Source organism: [Muricauda] lutisoli (nom. illeg.), assembly GCF_017313105.1.
GTDB lineage: Bacteria > Bacteroidota > Bacteroidia > Flavobacteriales > Flavobacteriaceae > Flagellimonas > Flagellimonas lutisoli.
In genome coordinates, this window is the sequence record NZ_JAFLND010000001.1 from 157417 (window position 1) to 178531 (window position 21115).

11 protein-coding genes are annotated in these 21115 nt (G+C 39.9%); 10 read left to right on the forward strand and 1 reads right to left on the reverse strand.

The window, feature by feature from the left end:
* The first annotated feature begins 37 nt into the window (after window positions 1–37).
* On the forward strand, window positions 38–1735 hold the full coding sequence (locus J0X13_RS00815; RefSeq protein ID WP_207069596.1) for a DUF885 family protein: 1698 nt from the start codon (window positions 38–40) through the stop codon (window positions 1733–1735).
* A 49-nt stretch (window positions 1736–1784) separates the two neighbouring features.
* Here J0X13_RS00815 and J0X13_RS00820 read toward each other — a convergent pair whose 3' ends face one another.
* Window positions 1785–2519, reverse strand: coding sequence for an NUDIX hydrolase (locus J0X13_RS00820; protein ID WP_207069597.1), 735 nt, complete (start codon window positions 2517–2519; stop codon window positions 1785–1787).
* A 176-nt stretch (window positions 2520–2695) separates the two neighbouring features.
* Here J0X13_RS00820 and J0X13_RS00825 point away from each other — a divergent pair, with 176 nt between their 5' ends.
* The 9 genes from J0X13_RS00825 (at window position 2696) to J0X13_RS00865 (ending at window position 21112) form a co-directional block, all read left to right on the forward strand.
* Window positions 2696–5800 carry a SusC/RagA family TonB-linked outer membrane protein gene (locus J0X13_RS00825; RefSeq protein WP_207069598.1) on the forward strand — a complete coding sequence of 1035 codons (3105 nt, stop codon included), beginning with the start codon at window positions 2696–2698 and terminating at the stop codon, window positions 5798–5800.
* Window positions 5801–5812: 12 nt separating this feature from the next.
* Complete coding sequence (locus J0X13_RS00830) at window positions 5813–7363, forward strand: RagB/SusD family nutrient uptake outer membrane protein (protein WP_207069599.1); 1551 nt, start codon at window positions 5813–5815, stop codon at window positions 7361–7363.
* 81 nt (window positions 7364–7444) lie between these two features.
* On the forward strand, window positions 7445–10960 hold the full coding sequence (locus tag J0X13_RS00835; RefSeq protein ID WP_207069600.1) for a VCBS repeat-containing protein: 3516 nt from the start codon (window positions 7445–7447) through the stop codon (window positions 10958–10960).
* Between the two features lie 47 nt (window positions 10961–11007).
* Window positions 11008–12567 (forward strand): arabinan endo-1,5-alpha-L-arabinosidase, encoded by a 1560-nt coding sequence (locus tag J0X13_RS00840; protein WP_242535585.1) that lies wholly within the window; start codon window positions 11008–11010, stop codon window positions 12565–12567.
* Window positions 12568–13064: 497 nt separating this feature from the next.
* Window positions 13065–14612 (forward strand): alpha-N-arabinofuranosidase, encoded by a 1548-nt coding sequence (locus J0X13_RS00845; RefSeq protein WP_207069601.1) that lies wholly within the window; start codon window positions 13065–13067, stop codon window positions 14610–14612.
* Window positions 14613–14631: 19 nt separating this feature from the next.
* On the forward strand, window positions 14632–15627 hold the full coding sequence (locus J0X13_RS00850) for an arabinan endo-1,5-alpha-L-arabinosidase (protein WP_207069602.1): 996 nt from the start codon (window positions 14632–14634) through the stop codon (window positions 15625–15627).
* 6 nt (window positions 15628–15633) lie between these two features.
* Window positions 15634–17223 (forward strand): glycoside hydrolase, encoded by a 1590-nt coding sequence (locus J0X13_RS00855; protein ID WP_207069603.1) that lies wholly within the window; start codon window positions 15634–15636, stop codon window positions 17221–17223.
* Window positions 17224–17270: 47 nt separating this feature from the next.
* A complete protein-coding gene (locus J0X13_RS00860; RefSeq protein WP_390821963.1) occupies window positions 17271–19124 on the forward strand; it encodes a glycoside hydrolase family 43 protein in 1854 nt (617 codons plus the stop codon).
* Entirely contained in the window at window positions 19121–21112 is a 1992-nt protein-coding gene (locus J0X13_RS00865; protein WP_207069605.1) for a glycoside hydrolase family 127 protein, read from the forward strand. The genes J0X13_RS00860 and J0X13_RS00865 overlap by 4 nt, the downstream gene beginning before the upstream one ends.
* Window positions 21113–21115: the final 3 nt, after the last annotated feature.

Consider the following 21115-nt stretch of genomic DNA (forward strand, 5'->3'; position numbering starts at 1 on the left):
CTTTAGGTAGCAAAGCAATCAACTAAATATGACCAACATGGGTTTAAAAAAAATAGGAATTATAGTGGTGGCCATGGTAGGCTTTCATTCAACTGCTCAAACAAGCAAGTTAGCCGACCTTGTAACCGAGTTTGAAACGGATAATAGAGCTTTGAACCGCACTTACATTGTGGATGAATCGGAAGAATACTATCAACGACTCTCCAGATTCTATTCCGACTGGAAAAAAAGGATGAATGATGTAGATTTCGCATCATTGTCGCAACAAGGCAAGGTGGACTATATCCTATTAAAAAATTTGGTTGCCAAGAGGGAATATTTTTTAACCCAAGATTATGATGCCTTTAAACAAGTTAATCAAGTAAGCAACTTTGCCAAGGACATCTTTCCATTTATCGAAAATAGAAGAAGAGGCAAAAAACCAGATGCCAAACAATTGTCACAAGTCTTTCAAGATGCGACCGAGATTATTGATTCCGAAATGGAAAATTGGAAAGCCAAACCTTTCAAAGATTGGCAAACGGCAGATAAAGCTTCGGATGTGGTGCTCTCATTTCAAAAAGGGTTGGAAGAAGCTTACAATTTTTACTTTGGTTATGACCCGGACTTTACATGGTGGGTGGAAAAGCCTTATGAAAAGCTGAACGAAAAACTGACTGCTTATGCCGAGTTCCTAAAGGAAAATTATTCAGAAGACAGTGTTAGGGATGACGGTAGCGGAATTATAGGAAAGCCCATTGGCGAGGAGGCATTAAAAGAAAGCCTAGCATTGGAATTGATTCCCTATACACCTGAAGAACTCATAAAAACGGCACAAGAACAATTTGAATGGTGCAAAAATGAAATGATCAAAGCTTCTCGGGAACTTGGGTACGGCGATGATTGGAAAAAGGCCTTGGAACATGTTAAAAACACCTATGTTCCCGTTGGAGAACAACCACAGGCTATTTTTGATCTCTATCAACATTCCGTGGATTTTATTGAAGAAAGGGATTTGATCACCTTGCCCGAACTCGCCAAGGAAACTTGGGGCATGAAAATGATGAGCCCGGAAAGGCAAAAGGTAAGCCCCTTCTTTTTGGGAGGTAGGGATATTATAATTTCTTATCCCACTATGGAAATGGACCATAACGACAAGTTGATGAGTATGAGGGGAAACAATCCAAATTTCTCCTTTCCCACGGTACAGCACGAATTGCTTCCTGGACATAACCTTCAATATTTTATGACCAGTCGCCATAAAAGCTACAGAAGACCTTTTTATAATCCTTTTTGGACGGAAGGTTGGGCGCTTTATTGGGAAATTATTTTGTGGAACAAGGATTTTCCCCAGACTCCAGAGCAAAAAATGGGCATGCTCTTTTGGAGGATTCACCGATGTGCACGGATTATTTTTTCCCTTAAATTTCATTTAGGTGAGATGACCCCTCAGGAATGTATAGACCTTTTGGTTGATGAAGTCGGGCACGAATATGCCAACGCTGAAGCTGAGGTGAGGCGTTCCTTTACAACAAGTTATCCGCCATTGTACCAATTGGCGTATATGATGGGAGGGTTGCAATTTTATGCCCTTAGAAATGAAATGTTGGACAAAGGATGGACAGAGAAACAGTTTCATGACCGTGTCATGCACGAGGGCAGAATGCCCGTGGAAATGTTACGCGCTTTGTTGCAAGAACTTCCTTTGAACAAGAACTATAAAACCAAGTGGAAGTTCTCTACAGAGTTTAAATAGGGTGGTTAACCCACAACCTAAATCAAAGTCCAGGAAATAAACAGCGGGTTTATAGTTTAAAGATAAACCCGTCTTCCTCAACTTTTTTCTGATACTTTTCTTTATCAAAAACATATAAATAGGCCCCTTTTCTGGAAGCACTCATGTCCTTCTCATCCAGTCTCACAAGGATGTCAAGTGAATTTATTTTGTTAATGAAATTTCGCTTGTCAAGCTTTTTGTGCAAAATGGATTCGTATAAGTTTTGGAGCTGTCTCATTGTAAATTTTTCTGGAAGGAGTTCAAACCCGATTGGTTTGGTTAAGGCACGCCTCCTTAAACGGGCTTTTGCCTTTTCTACCATTTCGTTGTGGTCAAAAATTAGGTGTGGAGCTTCTTTGACATCAAACCAGTGGGCGGAATCTATCTGTATTCCGTCAAATTGGTGGCTCTCTACATCGATCAATGCATAATAAGCTACAGAAATTGTACGTTGTCCTGGATCTCTATCTATTTTACTATAAGTATGTAGTTGTTCCAGGTAAATATCGTTCAATCCTGTCAATGTTTCCAGGACGCGTACGGCTGCTTCGTCCAAGTTTTCATTTTTCTTCAGGAATCCACCGATAAGGGACCACTTCCCCTTTTCAGGATCAAAATTCCTTTTAATTAGTAAAATCTTAAGGTTTTCTTTATCGAATCCAAAGATAATGCAGTCGACTGCCAGTAGTACTTGATCTTCTTTTTGATAATAATTGAGATGAATATTTGGGTCTTCTGACACCTCTAAGTCTTCTTCAAACATTTTAATAGTATATAAAGTCCTAACAAAAATATAAACAATTATCTAATAGCGCACCCTTAAAATGATTTACAAGTGTTAAAAATACATTTTTTTAACGAAAAGTTTGCAAAACCAATATTTGTTTTATTACTTTACATGTGTACAAAGCACACTTAAAACAAATTAAACTAAACAAAATGCTGAAAAACAAACAATTACAGATAGAGAGGCTGTGGTTTTCAAAAAAGACTTGGATACTTTTTATGTTCTCTCTCTTCCTTGGACTGCAAATGCAGGCCCAAGATGTGAAAACTGTTTCCGGTACGGTTGCCGATTCTGCTACGGGAACACCTATTCCCGGTGCTAATGTGATCGTTAAAGGAACTACGAATGGTACCGTTACCGATTTTGATGGTAACTACACTATTGAGGCATCATCTAATAGCATATTGGTGTTTAGCTATGTAGGATTCAGGCCTCAAGAAATCGAAGTCGGTAGTCGGACAACGATCAATGTTGCAATGACTGAAGACGTTTCCACCTTGGACGAGGTTGTTGTTGTGGGGTATGGTTCCCAAAAGAAGGAAGATCTGACGGGGGCCGTAAGTTTGGTGGATCCAGAAGAAATGACCAAGCAAGCTACAAACGATGTAACCCAAATGATGCAAGGCCGTGTTGCAGGGGTTTCTATTACTTCCGATGGCCAACCAGGTGCAGCGCCAAGTGTACGTATTAGAGGTGTTGCTACTTTTGGTATAGGGGCCAGCGCTGAGCCCTTATACGTAGTTGATGGGGTGCCCATTGATGGAATTAGAGATATTAACCCTAATGATATTGAGTCTGTTCAAGTGCTGAAAGATGCATCTGCCGGTGCTATTTATGGTAACAGAGCTGGTAATGGGGTAATCATAATCACTACAAAATCTGGTAAAAGGTCTCAAAAGGTGACTTTTAGTTTTTCATCATATTTTGGTGTACAAAACATAACGCAGAAACTTCCAGTTCTGGATAGAGTGGGTTATCAAACCATTAATAGAGAGTTAATAAGTAATGGTGGAAATACAGTACCAATACCTACCGGGAATGATCCCAACTCGCCAGATTTTATCGATGATATTGATACCGATTGGCAAGAAGAAGGTTATGTTACAGGTTTTATCCAAAATCATAACTTTAATGTAACCGGTGGTACTGAGAGTACTAAATATTTTATGTCCTTGGATTATTTGGACAATGAAGGTACACTGGTGGGGCAAGGTCCAAATTATGAGCGTTATTCTTTTAGGGTTAATACGGAAGCAAAATTCGGGAAATTCACAGTTGGTGAAAATCTCTTTTTTGTGCGTTCGGACGAGAATCCTTTATTTGATACAGCTACCATTAATTTACCAGGCGGAAGACCAACGTTGGTCAATGACTTGCTTCAAGCTGCACCAACTATTCCAGTAGAGGATCCAAATCGTTTAGGTGGATTTGGTGGTGCAAATTCTGTAATACATCAATCAATAACACTTAATGTGCCCGGTATAAATACATTGATTGATAACCAATCAAAGGTAAACAGGTTAAATGCTAACCTGTACTTAAGTTACGAGCCAATTGACGGGCTGGTTTTAAAATCTAGTGCATCATACAATACTACTAATATTGAAGGTCAACTATTTGTTCCCGAATACGATTTGGGTTACTTTTTCCCGAATCCTTTGGCTCAGTTACGTGTTGTAAATACTAGTATTGACCGATTTTTGATTGAGAACACGGCCAATTATACCAAAGAGTTTGACAAGCATAATCTATCCGTCTTAGTTGGACAAACTTATCAAAAAGATAATTTTAGAGCTATTACGACTGTGGGTGGAGGTTTGACTGCGCCTTACATCTTAAACTTGGAAAATGCCACCGAATATAGTGTTTTCGATAACATCCAAGAATCGGCATTATATTCCTTTTTGGGACGTGTGAACTATTCTTTTGATGACAAATATTTCCTTACAGGAAACCTTAGATATGACGGTTCTTCAAGATTTAATCCTGATGTTCGGTACGAAGTTTTTCCATCAGTCTCCGCGGCTTGGAAAATACATAACGAATTCGATTTACCCGACTTTATAAGAAGCCTTAAATTAAGAGGTGGTTGGGGTGAAGTGGGTAACCAAGAAATTGGAAACTATCTTTACCAAAGAACCGTAAACAGGGGTATTCCTTATCAATTCTCGGGAGGGCCGACTGTTGTGGGCGGGGCTGTAACCCAGCTTATTGATGAGGATATCAAATGGGAAACCAGAAGAACGAGCAGTATTGGCATTGATGCTACCTTGTTCAAAGGAGGACTGGATTTTACTGCGGAATATTATAGAAATACATCTGAGGATGTTTTAGTTAATATTCCCATACCATTGTCAAACACGGTAGGTGCATTTAATTCTGAAATATTATCCAATGCAGGTTCAATTAGAAATTCAGGTATAGAATTATCCGCTGTTTATAGACAACCAATTGGTGATGATTTTTCATTTGAGATTGCCCCAAACTTTTATACAGTAAATAACGAGATACTAGAAATTGGCGGTCAAGAATTTATTACCGGTACGGGAAGCAGAAATATTGTAGGTCGTTCCTTAGGGGAACATTATGGTTGGGTTTATGATGGCATATTTCAAAGTGCTGATGAAGTAAGCAATGCACCTTTTCAAGCACCGGGAACGGCACCGGGAGATATTAAATTTGCGGACATAAGTGGTCCTGATGGAACACCGGATGGTGTTGTTAATGACGATGACCGTACTTTCTTAGGTCAAGGATTACCAACCTATTACTACGGTTTGAACATAACGGCCAATTATAAAAACTTTGATTTCACTATTTTCGGACAAGGAAGTGGGGGAAACTTGATCAACAGTAATCTGTATCGTGGTTTGATGCCAACTACTGGATATACCAACTGGCATGAGGATATTTTAGATCGTTGGACACCTTCCAATACAAATACCGATGTGCCACGTGTAGTTTTCGGAGATCCAAACAACAATCAGCGTGATTCCAATAGGCCAGGATGGTTGCAAGATGGAGATTATTTTAGGATTAACACCATATCGTTGGGTTATTCATTACCTAATAACATTCTCGAGAAGTTTCATATGTCCAAGGCGAGATTTTATGTTACATTCCAAAATGTAGCTGTTTTTTCAAAATATAAAGGGTATAATCCAGATTTTCAAGCTGGAGTCTTGAACCCTGGTTTTGATTTTGGAACATATCCAAGACCAATGACATCCATGTTAGGTGTTCAATTAAAATTTTAAAAGCTAAGAAAAATGAAAACATATTTCACAAAGATATTTTTACTTGTAGTTGTTTTTACACCACTTATTTCGTGTGATAATGAACTGGATATTAAAAACACAAACAGGCTTGCAACTGAAGAATATTATCAAAGTCAAGAGGAAGCTCAAGCTGCCGTAGATGCCATTTATAATGGACTTATTATAGATGGTAATTATCAGAGAATGACACCAATTATGGGTGACGCAAGAGGAGATGAAGCGCGATCAAGGAGTCCTTGGATATTTTTAGCTCAAACAGCTAATTTTACAGTGCCATCTACAGATGGAGCACTCGAAATAGCTTATTTAGGCTATTATACGGTAATCAATAGGGCTAATCAGGCTTTAGAAGCTATTGACCAAATAGAGGATATTCAACCAGAGCTTAGGGACCGTCTTCTTGGCCAGGCTTATTTTTTAAGGGCTTTGGCATATTTTAATGCTACGAATGTTTACGATAATGTCCCTTTGGTTTTAGAAGTGCAAACTGGAGCTGAAACTTTTTTTCCTTCTAATCAAGAAACTACCCAGGCGGAGATATATGCACAGATAGAATCAGATTTAAATGAGGCTATAACCAAACTTCCTGTGAGCTACGATAATGTTTCTGGACCGGATATGGGTCAAGCAGCACGTGCTACTGTCGGAGCGGCCAATTCATTAATGGGCAAACTCAAATTATATCAAGGCGATTATGCCGGAGCTTTACCGTATTTTCAAACTGTTGTTAATTCTGGTGTATATGATCTAGCTCCCAATTATGGGGATTTATTTTCTCAGGATCCGGCAATTGAAAATGCAAATCCTGGTAGAATATTTTGGGCAGAATTTACGCAAAGCGCAAATGTAGATTTCAATTGGGGCGGCGATCCAACAGTTAATTGGAGACAATTTTCGGCAATCGCTCCAACATATTCAGGTGCGGATTTTTACGACTTCATCCCAACTCAATTCCTTGTTGATGAATTAAAAGAAGAAAGAACCATAAACGATGAAATAGATCCGAGATACCCCGCTACCATTCTGTCCTATCTTCCAGATGAAGGATTGACACAATCTTATGGTCAACCATATTTCTTAGATCAAAATGAAAATTATATTGCTAAATATACTTTAGCAAATACTGGAGGAGATCCTTTTGTTTGTGGTATTAACTACCATGTTATACGTTTTGCGGATGTATTGCTCATGTATGCGGAATGTTTGGCGAATACGGGTAATATTCCATCGGCAGCAACTCATGTTCAGCGTGTTAGGGATAGGGCAAACCTTCCTGATCGAGAAGCGGAGTTTGCTGCCTATAACCTAAATGAATTTATGGATCAGTTGGCACACGAGCGTGTTACTGAATTGGCAATAGAAGGTTTAAGATGGTACGATATAAAAAGATGGGGATGGTTAGATGATCCTGCAAAATTGAATGAGCTTCAAGCAAATGATCCAGATTTTAACAGCTATGCTCCAAATAGGAAATATCAACCATTTCCTCAAACTGAATTGGATCGTAATCCAAATTTAGTGGGTAACTCAGCGAACGATTAGCCTCAATTGTGCATTATCCCTTGGTTGCTGTTCGTTTGAGCAGAAAACCAAGGGATTTTTATTAAAAATTAAATCAATATCATGGAGCAAATAAGAACATTTAGTTATTTATTTCTATTGGTGTTGACGTTTTCTTGTGGTAAATCTTCCGGTAAGAACACCTTATTTCAGCTGTTGCCTTCAAACAGGACCGGAGTTGACTTCATAAATAGAATAACCACAAGCGATAGTGTGAATCTACTTACCTATGAGTACTTGTACAACGGTGGAGGAGTTGGTGTGGGTCATTTCAACAAAGACAGTCTGCCCGATTTAATATTTACTTCCAACATGGAAGAAAGTAAAATTTATTTAAATAAGGGGAACTTACAGTTTGAGGACATTACCCTTAAATCAAATATCAACACTAACAACAATTGGTGTACAGGGGTCAGTGTAATCGATATAAATGGTGATGGCCTTGATGATATTTATATTTCTGTGGGAGGTATGGGAAACAAGGATAGCTACCCAAATTTACTTTACATAAATCAGGGAGATTCAACCTTCGTAGAATCTGCAAAAGAATATGGTCTAGATGATAAGGGTGAATCAATCCAATCCATTTTTTTTGATTATGATCGGGATGGTGACCTAGACATGTATTTGCTAACTGGAGGTGGGTTTGAAAATTCGGCCATAATGGTGAGGCCAATGGTTACCAATGGAACCTATAGAAACACGGATAGACTTTATAGAAATGATTTTAATGAGTCCATTGGTCATCCGGTTTACACCAACGTATCCAGAGAAGCAGGTATAAATTTTGAAGGATTTGGTTTGGGTGTTTCGGTCATTGATGCAAATAATGATACTTGGCCGGATATATATGTCTCCAATGATTATTTATCAAGGGATTTATTGTACGTAAATAATAAAGATGGATCGTTTTCGGAAGAAGCATTGACATATTTTGGGCATACAAGTCATTTTTCCATGGGCAATGATGTTGCCGATATCAACAATGATGGTTTAATGGATGTCATCACTTTGGATATGCTACCCGAACAGCGCAAAAGAAGAAAGCTTATGTCCGGCTCACATTCCTACGATATGTTCCAAATGGCTAAGAAGTTCGGTTATGGGCACCAGTATATGCGCAATATGCTGCATTACAATAATGGCAATGGTACTTTTAGCGAAATTGGACAACTAGTAGGAATCGATAGAACAGATTGGAGCTGGGCCCCCCTCATATCTGATTTTAACAACGATGGAAATAATGACATTTTCATCACCAATGGTTATGGCAAAGATATCACTGACCTTGATTTTGTTAAGTTTAGGCAAAGTGGCGCTGGGACATTTTCCGATCCCGAAGATATTCGAAAATCTGTTCTTGATTGTCTGGTTGTTAGGCCTACCATAGCGCTTAGCAACTATATTTTTGCTAATAAGGGGCAGTTGAAATTTCAAAAAAGGGCTAATGAATGGGGTCTTCAGCAAAAATCCATTTCTAATGGAGCATGCTACACAGACTTGGATTTAGATGGTGATTTGGAACTTGTGGTGAACAATATTGATCAGCCAGCTTTCATATATAAGAACAACACAAGGGAGTTGGGAGAAAATTCTAACTATATTCAAATTTCACTTGTAGGCGATAAATTCAATCCACAGGCCATAGGTGCCGAAGTTACCCTGTATCATGGAAGTGATATTCAAAAGAAGGTGCTTCAGTCGGTCCGGGGGTTTCAGAGTAGTGTAGAGAAAGAACTTCATTTTGGTTTGGGGGCAACTAGTCAAATCGATAGTATCGAAATAATCTGGCCCAACGGTAAAACCTCTACGCAAACAAATGTATTGCCCAATCAACGTCTCAAAGTGAATTATTCAGACGTAAATACAATCGAAAAGAGAAAATATGAAAATGGGCAACCGATTTTCCAGATTGATTCCTTAGTTGATTTTAAACACGAGGAGAGGGTTTTTAACGACTTCAACGTACAGTCACTCTTAAACCATGGATTTTCAAATTTAGGGCCTGGCCTTGCTGTGGGCGATATTAATGCTGATGACTTGCAGGATATATTCGTAGGAGGGTCATATGGTTTTGCTTCAACTATTTTTGTTCAGCAGCAATCTGGAGGATTTGAGAAAATAGAAATTCCAGATAGTGAATTGTACGAGGATTTGGGAGCTTTATTTTTTGATGCTAACGGGGATGGTCTACAGGATTTATATGTTGTCAGTGGCGGATCCGAACGGTATACGGGGCATCAGGGGTATCAAGATAGACTGTACCTTAATAATCCTGATAAAGTAGGCACTTTTGCCGAAGGTGTTCTCCCTACAATGCATGAAAGTACTTCTACTGTTGTTGGTGGCGACTTTGATGGTGATGGGGATATTGACTTGTTTGTTGGAGGCAGAGTAGTTCCGGGACGTTATCCTGAATCGCCGGCAAGTTATGTGTTGGAAAATAGAAATGGTCAATTTGTTGATGTAACTCAGGAGGTTGCTCCATCAATCGAAAATATTGGAATGGTTTCATCAGCGGTGTGGACAGATTATAATAACGATTCCCACCTGGATTTGGTATTGGTCGGTGAATTTATGCCTATTACCGTTTTTAAGGGAAATGGAATAAAATTAAAAAACATAACCGATCAAACCTCACTTGCCGAAACCAATGGTCTATGGAACAGCATTGTTGCAGAAGATTTTGATAATGATGGAGATATTGACTTTGTAGTGGGTAATATCGGGCTCAACTCACCACTTAAAGGGACCGCTGAGCATCCTTTAAGATTGGACTATGCGGATTTTGATGAGAATGGATTCATTGACCCCATTTTTTCGGTTTATGAAGAGGGGGGCTACCACCCTATGACTTCCTTGGATGAATTGACTGCACAGTTGCCACATTTAAAAAAACAGATATTACATTATAGAACTTATGCGAAATCGACCACGAAAGATATTTTGGAAATTTTGGGTTCTAAACAATATGCAACTCTGGAGAGTAAGGTGATGAGCTCATCAATAATTCAAAATAATGGCAAAAATGGTTTTTCAGTTTACCCATTGTCCCTTGAAACCCAGTTTGCACCAGTCTATGGAATATTGGCGGAGGACTTAAATTTTGACGGTCTATTAGACCTTGTTCTTGTAGGAAATTCATTTGACACAGAAGTAGTCTATGGGAGATACGACGCCTCTATTGGCACTGTATTATTGAACAAAGGAGGAACATCTTTTGAAGGGATTGACCCTGCTATATCTGGTTTTAAAGCGTTTGGGGACTCAAAAAGTATGGTCCGTTTGGATATTTCTAATGGACAGTCTCTGGTACTTGTTGGAAAAAATAATGGTTCAATGGATAATTTTATTATTGCGGAATCTGAAAAACAGAAAAAAATTGACTTTCAAAATGGTGAAAGCACTGCCAAAGTTTTTTTTAACAATGGGAAGAAAAGAAAAGAAGAAAATTTGATGGGCACTGGCTACCTCTCCCAGACTTCCAATAGTATTATTGTTTCAAGTGTAGTCGATTCCATCCAATTTTTTGATGTGACCAAAAAGCTGGTCCGCACGGAAATTCCAAATAAAAACTAAGATCACTGGCACCGTGTATTTTTTATAATTCTACAAAACAGTTGATAATGTTAAAAACACAAGTTCTTTTTCGAATAAAAATGCTTGGATATAAAATCCTCTTCATAACCATAGTGTCTTTTTTAGTGGTAACGGTTTCTTGTTCAAAAGAAAATCTTGAAGATACACCGCCCGTAGTAAGTGAGCCTAACCCTGACTCCGAACCGAATCCTGAACCAGAGCCCAATCCGGCCCCTGTATACACTGTGGATAATATTACGGATACCTATTTTGGTATCGCTGGTGAGGAAAATGCCTCGCAGTGGGGACCTTATAATGTGCATGATCCATCAGTGATAAAAGTGGGGGAAACCTATTATTGCTACAATACCGATGTTTCATTTGGTTCTGAGGTTCGTCCGGGAATCCAAATTAGAAAATCCCAAGATTTGATCAATTGGGAGTTTTTAGGGTGGGCTTTCAATGGCCTGCCATCTAAAGGTAGTTCCTATATTCAGAGTCAAGGCGCGGAACCTTTTAATTCCTTATGGGCTCCATTTGTTATGCAAGTTGGTAATGAATTCCGTTTGTACTATTCGCTCTCTTCAGATGTCGGAAGACTGAGTGCTATTGGCTTGGCAACTTCAAGTTCACCGGAAGGTCCATGGATTGAAAAAGATTTGGTTGTTACTTCTGCTGCCGACGGTACCGTTCAGACCAACGCAATTGACCCCTCCGTTGTCGTGACCCCAAATGGCGAACAATGGTTTTATTACGGATCCGCCTACGATGGTATCTATAAATTAAGATTAGATCCAGCTACAGGTTTGGCCGTGGTAAATGGAGATAAGGGTGTTAGGGTAGCGCAAAGGGGATTTACAAATGGAACGGTAAACGGAAATATCGAAGCTCCCGAGGTAATTTACAATGAAAACCAAGGCATGTACTATATGTTTATTGCCTATGATTGGTTAGAAACCAAATATAATGTAAGGGTTGGAAGGAGTGTGAATCCAGAGGGTCCTTTTTTGGACATAAATGGACTTGACATTAATACCGAGGCGGATAATGCTCCGATGATTTTGGCACCTTATAAATTTAAAGACCACTCAGGTTGGCAAGGGGTATCGCATCCCGGTGTCTTTAAAGATGGAAACGGCCAATATTATATGGCGCATCAAGGACGGCCTGGGGAAAACCGTTTTTTTATGGTCCTTCATGTTCGTAAAATTCATTGGACGGAAAATGGTTGGCCGGTAGTTTCACCAGAGCGATATGCTAATGTGGTCCAAACTGAAATTTCAGAACCAGATTTAGTAGGTAATTACGAACAAATTTTATTTGGATATCGAGTGGTTCCCGGCTACGCAGACGAACAAACCTCGGCAGATTTTCAATTTTCGGTGAATTTGGAGTTAATGGCAGATGGGACGATTAACGGAGAAGCCATAAATACATGGACTTATGAGGCTCCATGGCTGACGATAAGTCTAGATAACGGGGAAACAAATTACAAACTTTATGTTGAACGTGGCCGTGATTGGGAAAATAGGATTGAATCCACAATTTTGTTCAGCGGACTGGATGGAAACGGTACGGCGATTTGGGGTAAAAAAATAATGGATTGATGAAGCAAATAAATATAGGTTATTCGAATGTGGTAATGGTTTACAGTTAAGGCCAATATGCTGAGTACACTAAAGAAACTCAAATTGAACCTAACCCAATTCTGCACTGACTTAAGATAAATAGGGAAGTTGAAATGACTCAATACTGTGCGCGAAAAAATAGGAGGTACTAAGAGAATAATGCGCAATCCACTAAAGTCTTCAAATAGGTAACCTAAAATGCCACTAAAATCCAGTCTGAAAAAGAGGGCCAAATATAAAATATGATTTGTATAAATATCAGGTAATCAACAACATAGGTATTTTTGAATACTATTAAATAATATGAGGAAATATTTTTTTTGTTTTAACGAGAAAACTTTCGTTATTTTATAAATGTAAAAAAAACACTTATAAGATTTTTACGTAGCGTAAAGTCAATCTTATTTGGGTTAGTTTAAGTTTAGTAATTTTTAAAGACCACGATTTTGGTCGTGGTCTTTTTTAAACAAATGCACATGAAATTTTTTAACTATTCTACGGTCTTATTGGCCTTTTTGTGTTCGGTAGCTGTTTCTGCACAAGAACCTGTTCAAGTAACTGTAACGGAAGATACGGATGCCCCTGTAATAAGTAAACATATTTACGGACATTTTTCCGAACACCTGGGAAGATGTATCTATGGTGGACTCTACGTTGGAGAGGAAAGTATGGTTCCCAATACGGCCGGGGTAAGAAATGATATTATTGAAGCCCTGAAGGAGCTTAAGATCCCAAACTTAAGATGGCCTGGAGGTTGTTTTGCGGATACTTATCACTGGAAAGATGGAGTGGGTCCCAAAGATGAAAGACCAACTATGGTTAACAGATGGTGGGGAGGTGTTACGGAAGATAACAGTTTTGGTACGCATGACTTTCTAAACCTCTGTGAAACCCTAAATGCTGAACCTTACCTGGCCGCCAACGTGGGAAGCAGTACCGTTAAAGAATTTACTGAATATGTGGAGTATGTACTTCACCAAGGAGGTAGCCCTATGGCCGAATGGCGTAAGGAAAATGGTAGGGAAGAACCTTGGGATGTGAAATATTGGGGCGTAGGAAACGAAATGTGGGGATGCGGTGGAAATATGACCGCAGAGCATTATGCGGATGTATATCGTCAGTATGCAACATTTATGACGGATTGGACCAATAGTGATGGTTTGTTCCGTATCGCATCTGGTGCCAATGTTGATGATTATCACTGGACCGAGGTTTTGATGAGGGATGTTCCAAAGCATTTGATTGAAGGCGTTGCATTGCACTCCTATTCTTTTGTGGAATGGAATGAAAAAGGGTCCTCTATAGACTACAGTGAAGAGCAGTATTTTTCTACCATGAAAACCGCCCTTAAAATGGACACCTTGGTTACAAAGCATTCTGCTATAATGGATAAGTACGATCCTAACAACACTATAGCGTTGGTTGTAGATGAGTGGGGTGGTTGGTACGACGTAATGGAAGGAACGAATCCTGGATTTCTCTATCAGCAAAATACCATGCGCGACGCTATGATAGCTGGAACGAGCCTCAATATCTTCAATAATCACGCAAGAAGGGTGAAAATGGCCAACCTGGCACAAACCGTCAATGTATTGCAAGCCGTTGTTTTAACCGAAGACGAGAAGATGTTGCTTACGCCAACTTACCATGTTTTGAAGATGTACAACGTGCATCAAGATGCCAAATTACTTCCAGTTAACTTTGATTCTCCAACCTATAATTTCGAAGGAGAGGAACTACCGGCGATTTCAATATCGGCATCTAAAACCGATGCCGGTGAAGTCAATGTTTCCATGGTAAATATTGATGCTCACAAATCACATACAGTGGAAATCAACCTTGGTGATATGGATGTCAAAGATTTTTCGGGTACCATTTTATCCTCTGAAGATTTACAGGACCATAACACCTTTGATCAACCCGAAAAAATCACACCAAAAGAGCTGAAAAAAGTAAAGTACCGCAAAGGGGTTTTGGAAGTGGTACTGCCACCATTTTCCGTTTTGGTGGTAACGGGAAAATAAACTTTAAATTCAATATCAGATGCATATTTCCATCTCATCAAAAACTCTACGAATACTGCTCCTACTTTTATGTATTACCGTCGGTGCATTTGCTCAATCCGATGTAGTTGTCCACGATCCGGTGGCAATCAAAGAAAAGGGTGTATATCATCTATTTTGTACAGGTAAGGGTATATCACATTTTGTTTCGTCGGATATGAAGAATTGGGAGAAACTTGATCCTGTTTTTTCTGAAAAACCATCATGGGCCGATACGGTGGTCCCCGATTTTAAAAACCATATTTGGGCGCCGGATGTTATTGAGCAAGACGGAAAATATTATCTCTATTACTCGGTTTCGGCCTTTGCGAAGAATACATCAGCAATTGGATTGACAATCAACAAAACCCTTGACCCCAATTCGGAAGATTATCAATGGAAAGATCAGGGAATCGTAGTTCAATCTGTTCCCAATAGGGATATGTGGAATGCCATAGATCCCAATATTGTATTTGATGAAAATGATACACCTTGGATGGCTTTTGGGTCTTTTTGGGATGGCTTGAAGATGGTGAAACTGGATGATTCATTGTTGAAGATTGCGGAACCACAAGAATGGTACACCATAGCTAGGAGGGAACGAAGCTTTGATTTAGCGGATACCGACCCTGGTGATGCAGCACTGGAAGCTCCTTTCATCTTTAAAAAGGACGACTATTACTATTTGTTCCTGTCTTGGGACTTATGTTGCCGAGGGGAAGACAGTACCTATAAAGTTGTTGTCGGAAAATCTAAATCGGTTACTGGACCTTATCTAGATGCTGAGGGTAAAGATTTGGCTAAAGGGGGAGGCACAGTGGTGATTCAAGGAAACAAAAACTGGTACGGTGTAGGTCACAATAGTGTTTACACTTTTGAAGGTAAAGATTATTTCTTTTCGCATGCCTATGATGCTAACGACAATGGCCGTCCCAAATTAGTGACCAAGAAAATAAAATGGGTCAACGGTTGGCCTAAGGTAAAACCGATGAGCTAAATAAGTATGAGTATTCTGGCAAAAAATATATGGAGTAGTATTATCCCGATGTTGTTTTTGGGGACAAGCCTTGTTTTTGCGCAAGAAGAATACAGGTTGTCCATCAATACGGATATTTCATATCAGACCATAGATAATTTTGGCGCTGCTGCATGCTGGTTTGGTGAAGGCATTGGAAAGTATTGGCCAACGGCCAAGAAAGAAGAAATTGCCAAATTGCTGTTTAGTAAAGAGAGCGACTCCAGCGGTAACCCTAAGGGAATAGGACTATCTGCTTGGAGGTTTAATATTGGAGCTGGAACCTTCGAGCAAGGCGAGCAAAGTGGTATCAGCGACTTTAGGAAACGAGTAGAGTGCTTTCAAAACCCGGATGGAACTTATGACTGGAGCAAGCAATCCGGTTATATGTGGTTGGTTCAAAAAGCAAAGGAATATGGAGTCGAAAAATTGATTGCATTTTCCAATTCGCCGCCTGTTCAATTCACTAAAAACGGTTTAGGTTTTAAAACCGAAAAAGATAAAAAGACCAATCTAAAGGAAGATAGGTTTGATGACTTTGCCGAGTTTTTGGCAACTGTTATTGATCATTTTGAAGGGGAAGGAATTCATTTTGATTATGTGAGTCCTGTAAACGAACCTCAATGGGATTGGTTTGGCGAAGTAGGTAAGGCCAAACAGGAAGGGTCTCCTTGGAGCAACAAAGACATTTCAAGACTTGCCAAATTGCTTAATGCAAATTTGGCTGATCGCGATTTGGACACCAAGATTTTATTGTCCGAGTCGGCCCAACTCAACTTTCTATATGATGGATACGGAACCGCAGCTGAGCAAGTGTCCTCATTGTATTCACCGAAGAGTTCGTTATATGTTGGGCATTTGAGCCACGTAGCTCCAGTAGTCGCTGGCCATAGTTACTTTACCGATACTCCGGATACTACCATGATCAATATTCGACAAAAGGTTCAAAATGTGATAAAGTCACATGAAATTGATTTTTGGCAATCCGAATATTCCATGTTGGCCAATGGATTTCGAGAGGGCGAAGAAGGAAAGCGTACTGCAATGGATTGTGCATTGTTTTTGGCCAAGGTCATTCATTTTGATTTGACAGTGGCAAATGCCAGTGCATGGCAATTTTGGAACAGTTTAGAACCTGGTAGCCCTGATTTTGATACCAGATATTATTTCATAGCCCTCGACCCTAACGAAGAACATACGGATGGTGAGTTTTACCCTGTAAAAACATTATGGGCCATGGGACATTACAGCTATTTCGTAAAACCCGGAATGAAACGCGTCCATGTTTCAAGTGGATCACAGCCCGAAGAGGAGGCCCAAAATTTAATGGTTTCTGCGTATTTGGACCCAACTAACGATGCTTTGACCATGATTCTGGTCAACTATTCCGAAGAGGAAGCTAAAGTGGCATTGGAAGGGAAGCAATGGAAAAACTATAAGTATTACAAGCATTACTTAACAAATGCTGATGAAAATATCAATTTGGATAAACAGGATGAAGGGGCAATGCCCGAACAAATAGAATTGCCTAAAAGGTCCATTTCGACTTTGGTACTCCAAAAAACGGATGAACTATGAAGAAGACAGTACTGGTCATATTCGGTATTTTCTTTGGGGCTGTGCACATGTTCGCACAGGGTCCAGGTGTTTTGGAGAAAGACTTGAGCGGATACTTGTTTACCTATTTTACAGGTAATAACGTAGAAAACGAATCGATTCATTTTGCAGTGAGTCCGGATGGGTTTAATTACTATGCCCTCAATGGGAACGAACCCGTATTGGATTCAAAAAAAATCAGTTCTACAGGAGGAGTACGGGATCCACATATACTAAGGGGCGAGGACGGAAAAATGTTCTACATGGTTGTTACGGACATGACATCCCATAAAGGATGGGACTCCAATAGGGCCATGGTATTGTTGAAATCAAACGACCTGGTCAATTGGGAATCCAGTGTAGTGAACATTCAGGAAAGGTTCGATGGACATGAAGATTTGAAACGTGTTTGGGCACCTCAAACCGTTTACGATAAAAGGGCAGGAAAGTACATGGTGTATTTCTCCATGAAACATGGGAATGAGCCAGATATAATATACTATGCCTACGCCAATGGGGATTTTACGAATTTGGAGAGTGAACCAAAGCAATTGTTCTTTCCCAAAAATGGGAAATCCTGTATTGATGGCGATATTGTAGAGAAGGATGGCATCTATCATTTGTTCTATAAGACCGAAGGACACGGAAATGGCATAAAGCACGCGACAACTCGGGATTTGACTTCAGGGAATTGGGTAGAGGATGATGATTACAAACAACAGACTACCGAAGCAGTGGAAGGCTCTTCCATTTTTAAGCTGAACAATACAGATACTTACATTTTGATGTACGATGTGTACATGAAAGGGAGCTACCAATTTACCAGTAGCACCGATTTGAATAGTTTTGAGATCATAGATGATAAAATATCCATGGATTTTCATCCGCGGCACGGTACCGTTTTGCCCGTTACAAGAACGGAGTTAAAGCGGCTGTTTGGTAAATGGGGCAAACCTTCAGCATATCCGGAATTAAAGGGCAATCCAATCTTGGAAGGCTATTATGCCGACCCTGAAATTTTGTATTCCAATAAAACCAATAAATTTTATCTGTATCCAACATCCGATGGTTTTACAGGTTGGAGCGGGGATTATTTCAAGACATTTTCTTCGGAAAACCTTATGGATTGGAAAGATGAAGGAACAATCTTGGATTTAAAAAAGGATGTGGCCTGGGCAGACAGGAATGCATGGGCACCCTCCGCCATTGAAAAAGTCACCAATGGCGAAACAAAATATTATTATTACTTCACCGCGGCCCAAAAAATTGGTGTTGCAGTTTCGGACAATCCGAATGGTCCATTTTTAGATTCCGGCAAGGCATTAATCGATTTTAAACCCAAGGGGGTTAAAGGCGGACAAGAAATAGATCCGGATGTGTTCACCGATCCCAAAACAGGAAAATCATATCTCTATTGGGGCAATGGCTATATGGCGGTGGCAGAACTTAACAACGATATGGTCTCCATAAAAAAGGAAACCATTAAAGTATTGACCCCGGATGCTACTTATAGGGAGGGAACAGAGGTTTTTTACAGAAATGGCATCTATTATTTCTTGTGGAGCGAGGACGATACCCGTAGCCCCGATTATAAGGTCAGGTATGCCATGTCGGATAGCCCAATAGGACCACTAACGATTCCTGAAGATAACATTGTATTGGAGAAAGCCCCGGAAAAAGGGTTTTATGGAACAGGACATAATTCGGTGATCAATGTTCCGAATACCGATGAATGGCATATCGTATATCACCGATTTTCGGTGCCAAACGGCATCAATATGGGAGATGCTGCCGGCTATCACCGGGAGGTATGCATGGACCAATTCAATTTTAAACAAACTGGACACATAATAAAGGTAAATTTTAATGATCAAGGACAATGAGAGCAATCAAGCACATACTATTAACCGCTACTACCATTGGACTATTCATTAGCTGTAGGCAAGAGGCCAAGCAGGATGTAGTTGAAGACAAAGGACCGGAAATGGCCGTGAGTTCCACGGGCTATCCTATTGAAGCTGTAGATATCAGAAACGTAAAGCTCAAGGATGAGTTTTGGCTTCCCATAATTGAAAGGGTGCAGAACAAGACTATTGAGTATGCTATCGAAAAATGTGAGGAAGAAGGAAGGTTCGACAACTTTTTGATAGCTGGTGGTGAAATGCAAGGTACCGTTAGAGGGGAAATGCCTTTTGATGATACCGACGTTTATAAAATTATTGAAGGTGCTTCCAATTCCTTGATCAGTTCACCAAATCCGCAGCTGGAAAAGTTAATGGATTCTTTGGTGTCCATTATCAAAGTGGGACAGGAAAAAGACGGTTATTTGACCACTTGGAGAACAATCGACCCTGCCAACCCACCTGCAGAGTGGGTAGAAGTGAAAAACGGAGAGCGATGGGAGTCCCTTTTTATGAGTCACGAATTGTACAATGCAGGTCACTTGTTCGAGGCTGCCGTAGTTCATTACAAAGCTACAGGTAAAAGAAACTTCCTGGATATCGCCATTAAAAATGCCGACTTAATGGTAGAGACTTTTGGCGATGGCGAAGGTAAAATTGCTGCTGTACCAGGTCACCAAATCATTGAAACAGGGTTGATCAAATTGTATCAGATTACCAGAAAAGAAGAGTATCTAAAACTCTCTAGATACTTTTTGGACAACAGGGGGAATCCTGAAAACCATGAACTCTTCGGCCCGTATTCGCAAGATCATGTTCCAGTAGTAGATCAGGATGAAGTAGTGGGTCACGCTGTACGTGCTGTTTATATGTACGCTGCAATGACGGATATTGCCGCCATTGAAAAGGATACGGCTTATTTAAAGGCTGTTAATGCTTTGTGGGACAACATGGTGAACAAGAAAATGTACGTAACCGGTGGTATAGGCGCATTGCACGAAGGAGAAGCCTTTGGAGAGAACTATGAATTGCCCAACCTTACTGCCTATAATGAGACCTGTGCTGCTATTGGAGATGTATATTGGAACCATAGGTTACACAATTTGACTGGGGATGTCAAGTATTTTGATGTAATCGAACGTACCCTTTATAATGGACTGATTTCCGGTCTTTCTTTGGACGGTCAAAAGTTTTTCTACCCAAATGCGTTGGAATCGGATGGAGTTTATAAGTTCAATCAGGGAGCATGTACTCGAAAAGATTGGTTCGATTGTTCTTGCTGCCCTACCAATGTGATCCGTTTTATTCCTGCTATGCCCGGTTTGATCTATTCCAAAAAAGGAAACACCATATATGCAAATCTTTACGCAAGCAATGAAGCAAGGGTGGAATTGGAAGAACAAGATGTATTGGTGACCCAGGACACATCTTACCCATGGGATGGGAAAGTGAAACTTACTGTAAAACCAGAAGAGGCTGGTGAGTTCACTATTAAACTTAGAATTCCAGGATGGGCCAGAAATGAAGTACTGCCAGGTAATCTATATCACTATGCCTCCCAAATGGAAGAAAATAATGTGGTTAGTGTAAATGGTGAAAAGGTTGAAGCTGCTGAAGAAGATGGATACTTTACTATTACAAGAACCTGGGAAAGCGGTGACGTTGTAACCTTGGATTTCCCAATGGAAGTAAGGAAAGTGATTGCAAATCCTTTGGTTGAGGAAGACAAGGGGGAAATGTCGTTGGAGTATGGCCCCATAGTGTATGCAGTGGAGGAAATCGATAACAAAAACTCTTTTGACCATATCCAATTAACGGCAAACGAAGAATTCAAAGTAGTAATGCAGCCCGAATTATTGGGGGGTGTCAACACGATATCAAACGAAATATTAAACGCAATCCCATATTACACATGGTCCAATCGTGGAATTGGCAAAATGAAGGTATGGTTGCCAACAGAAGGAAATTAAAAT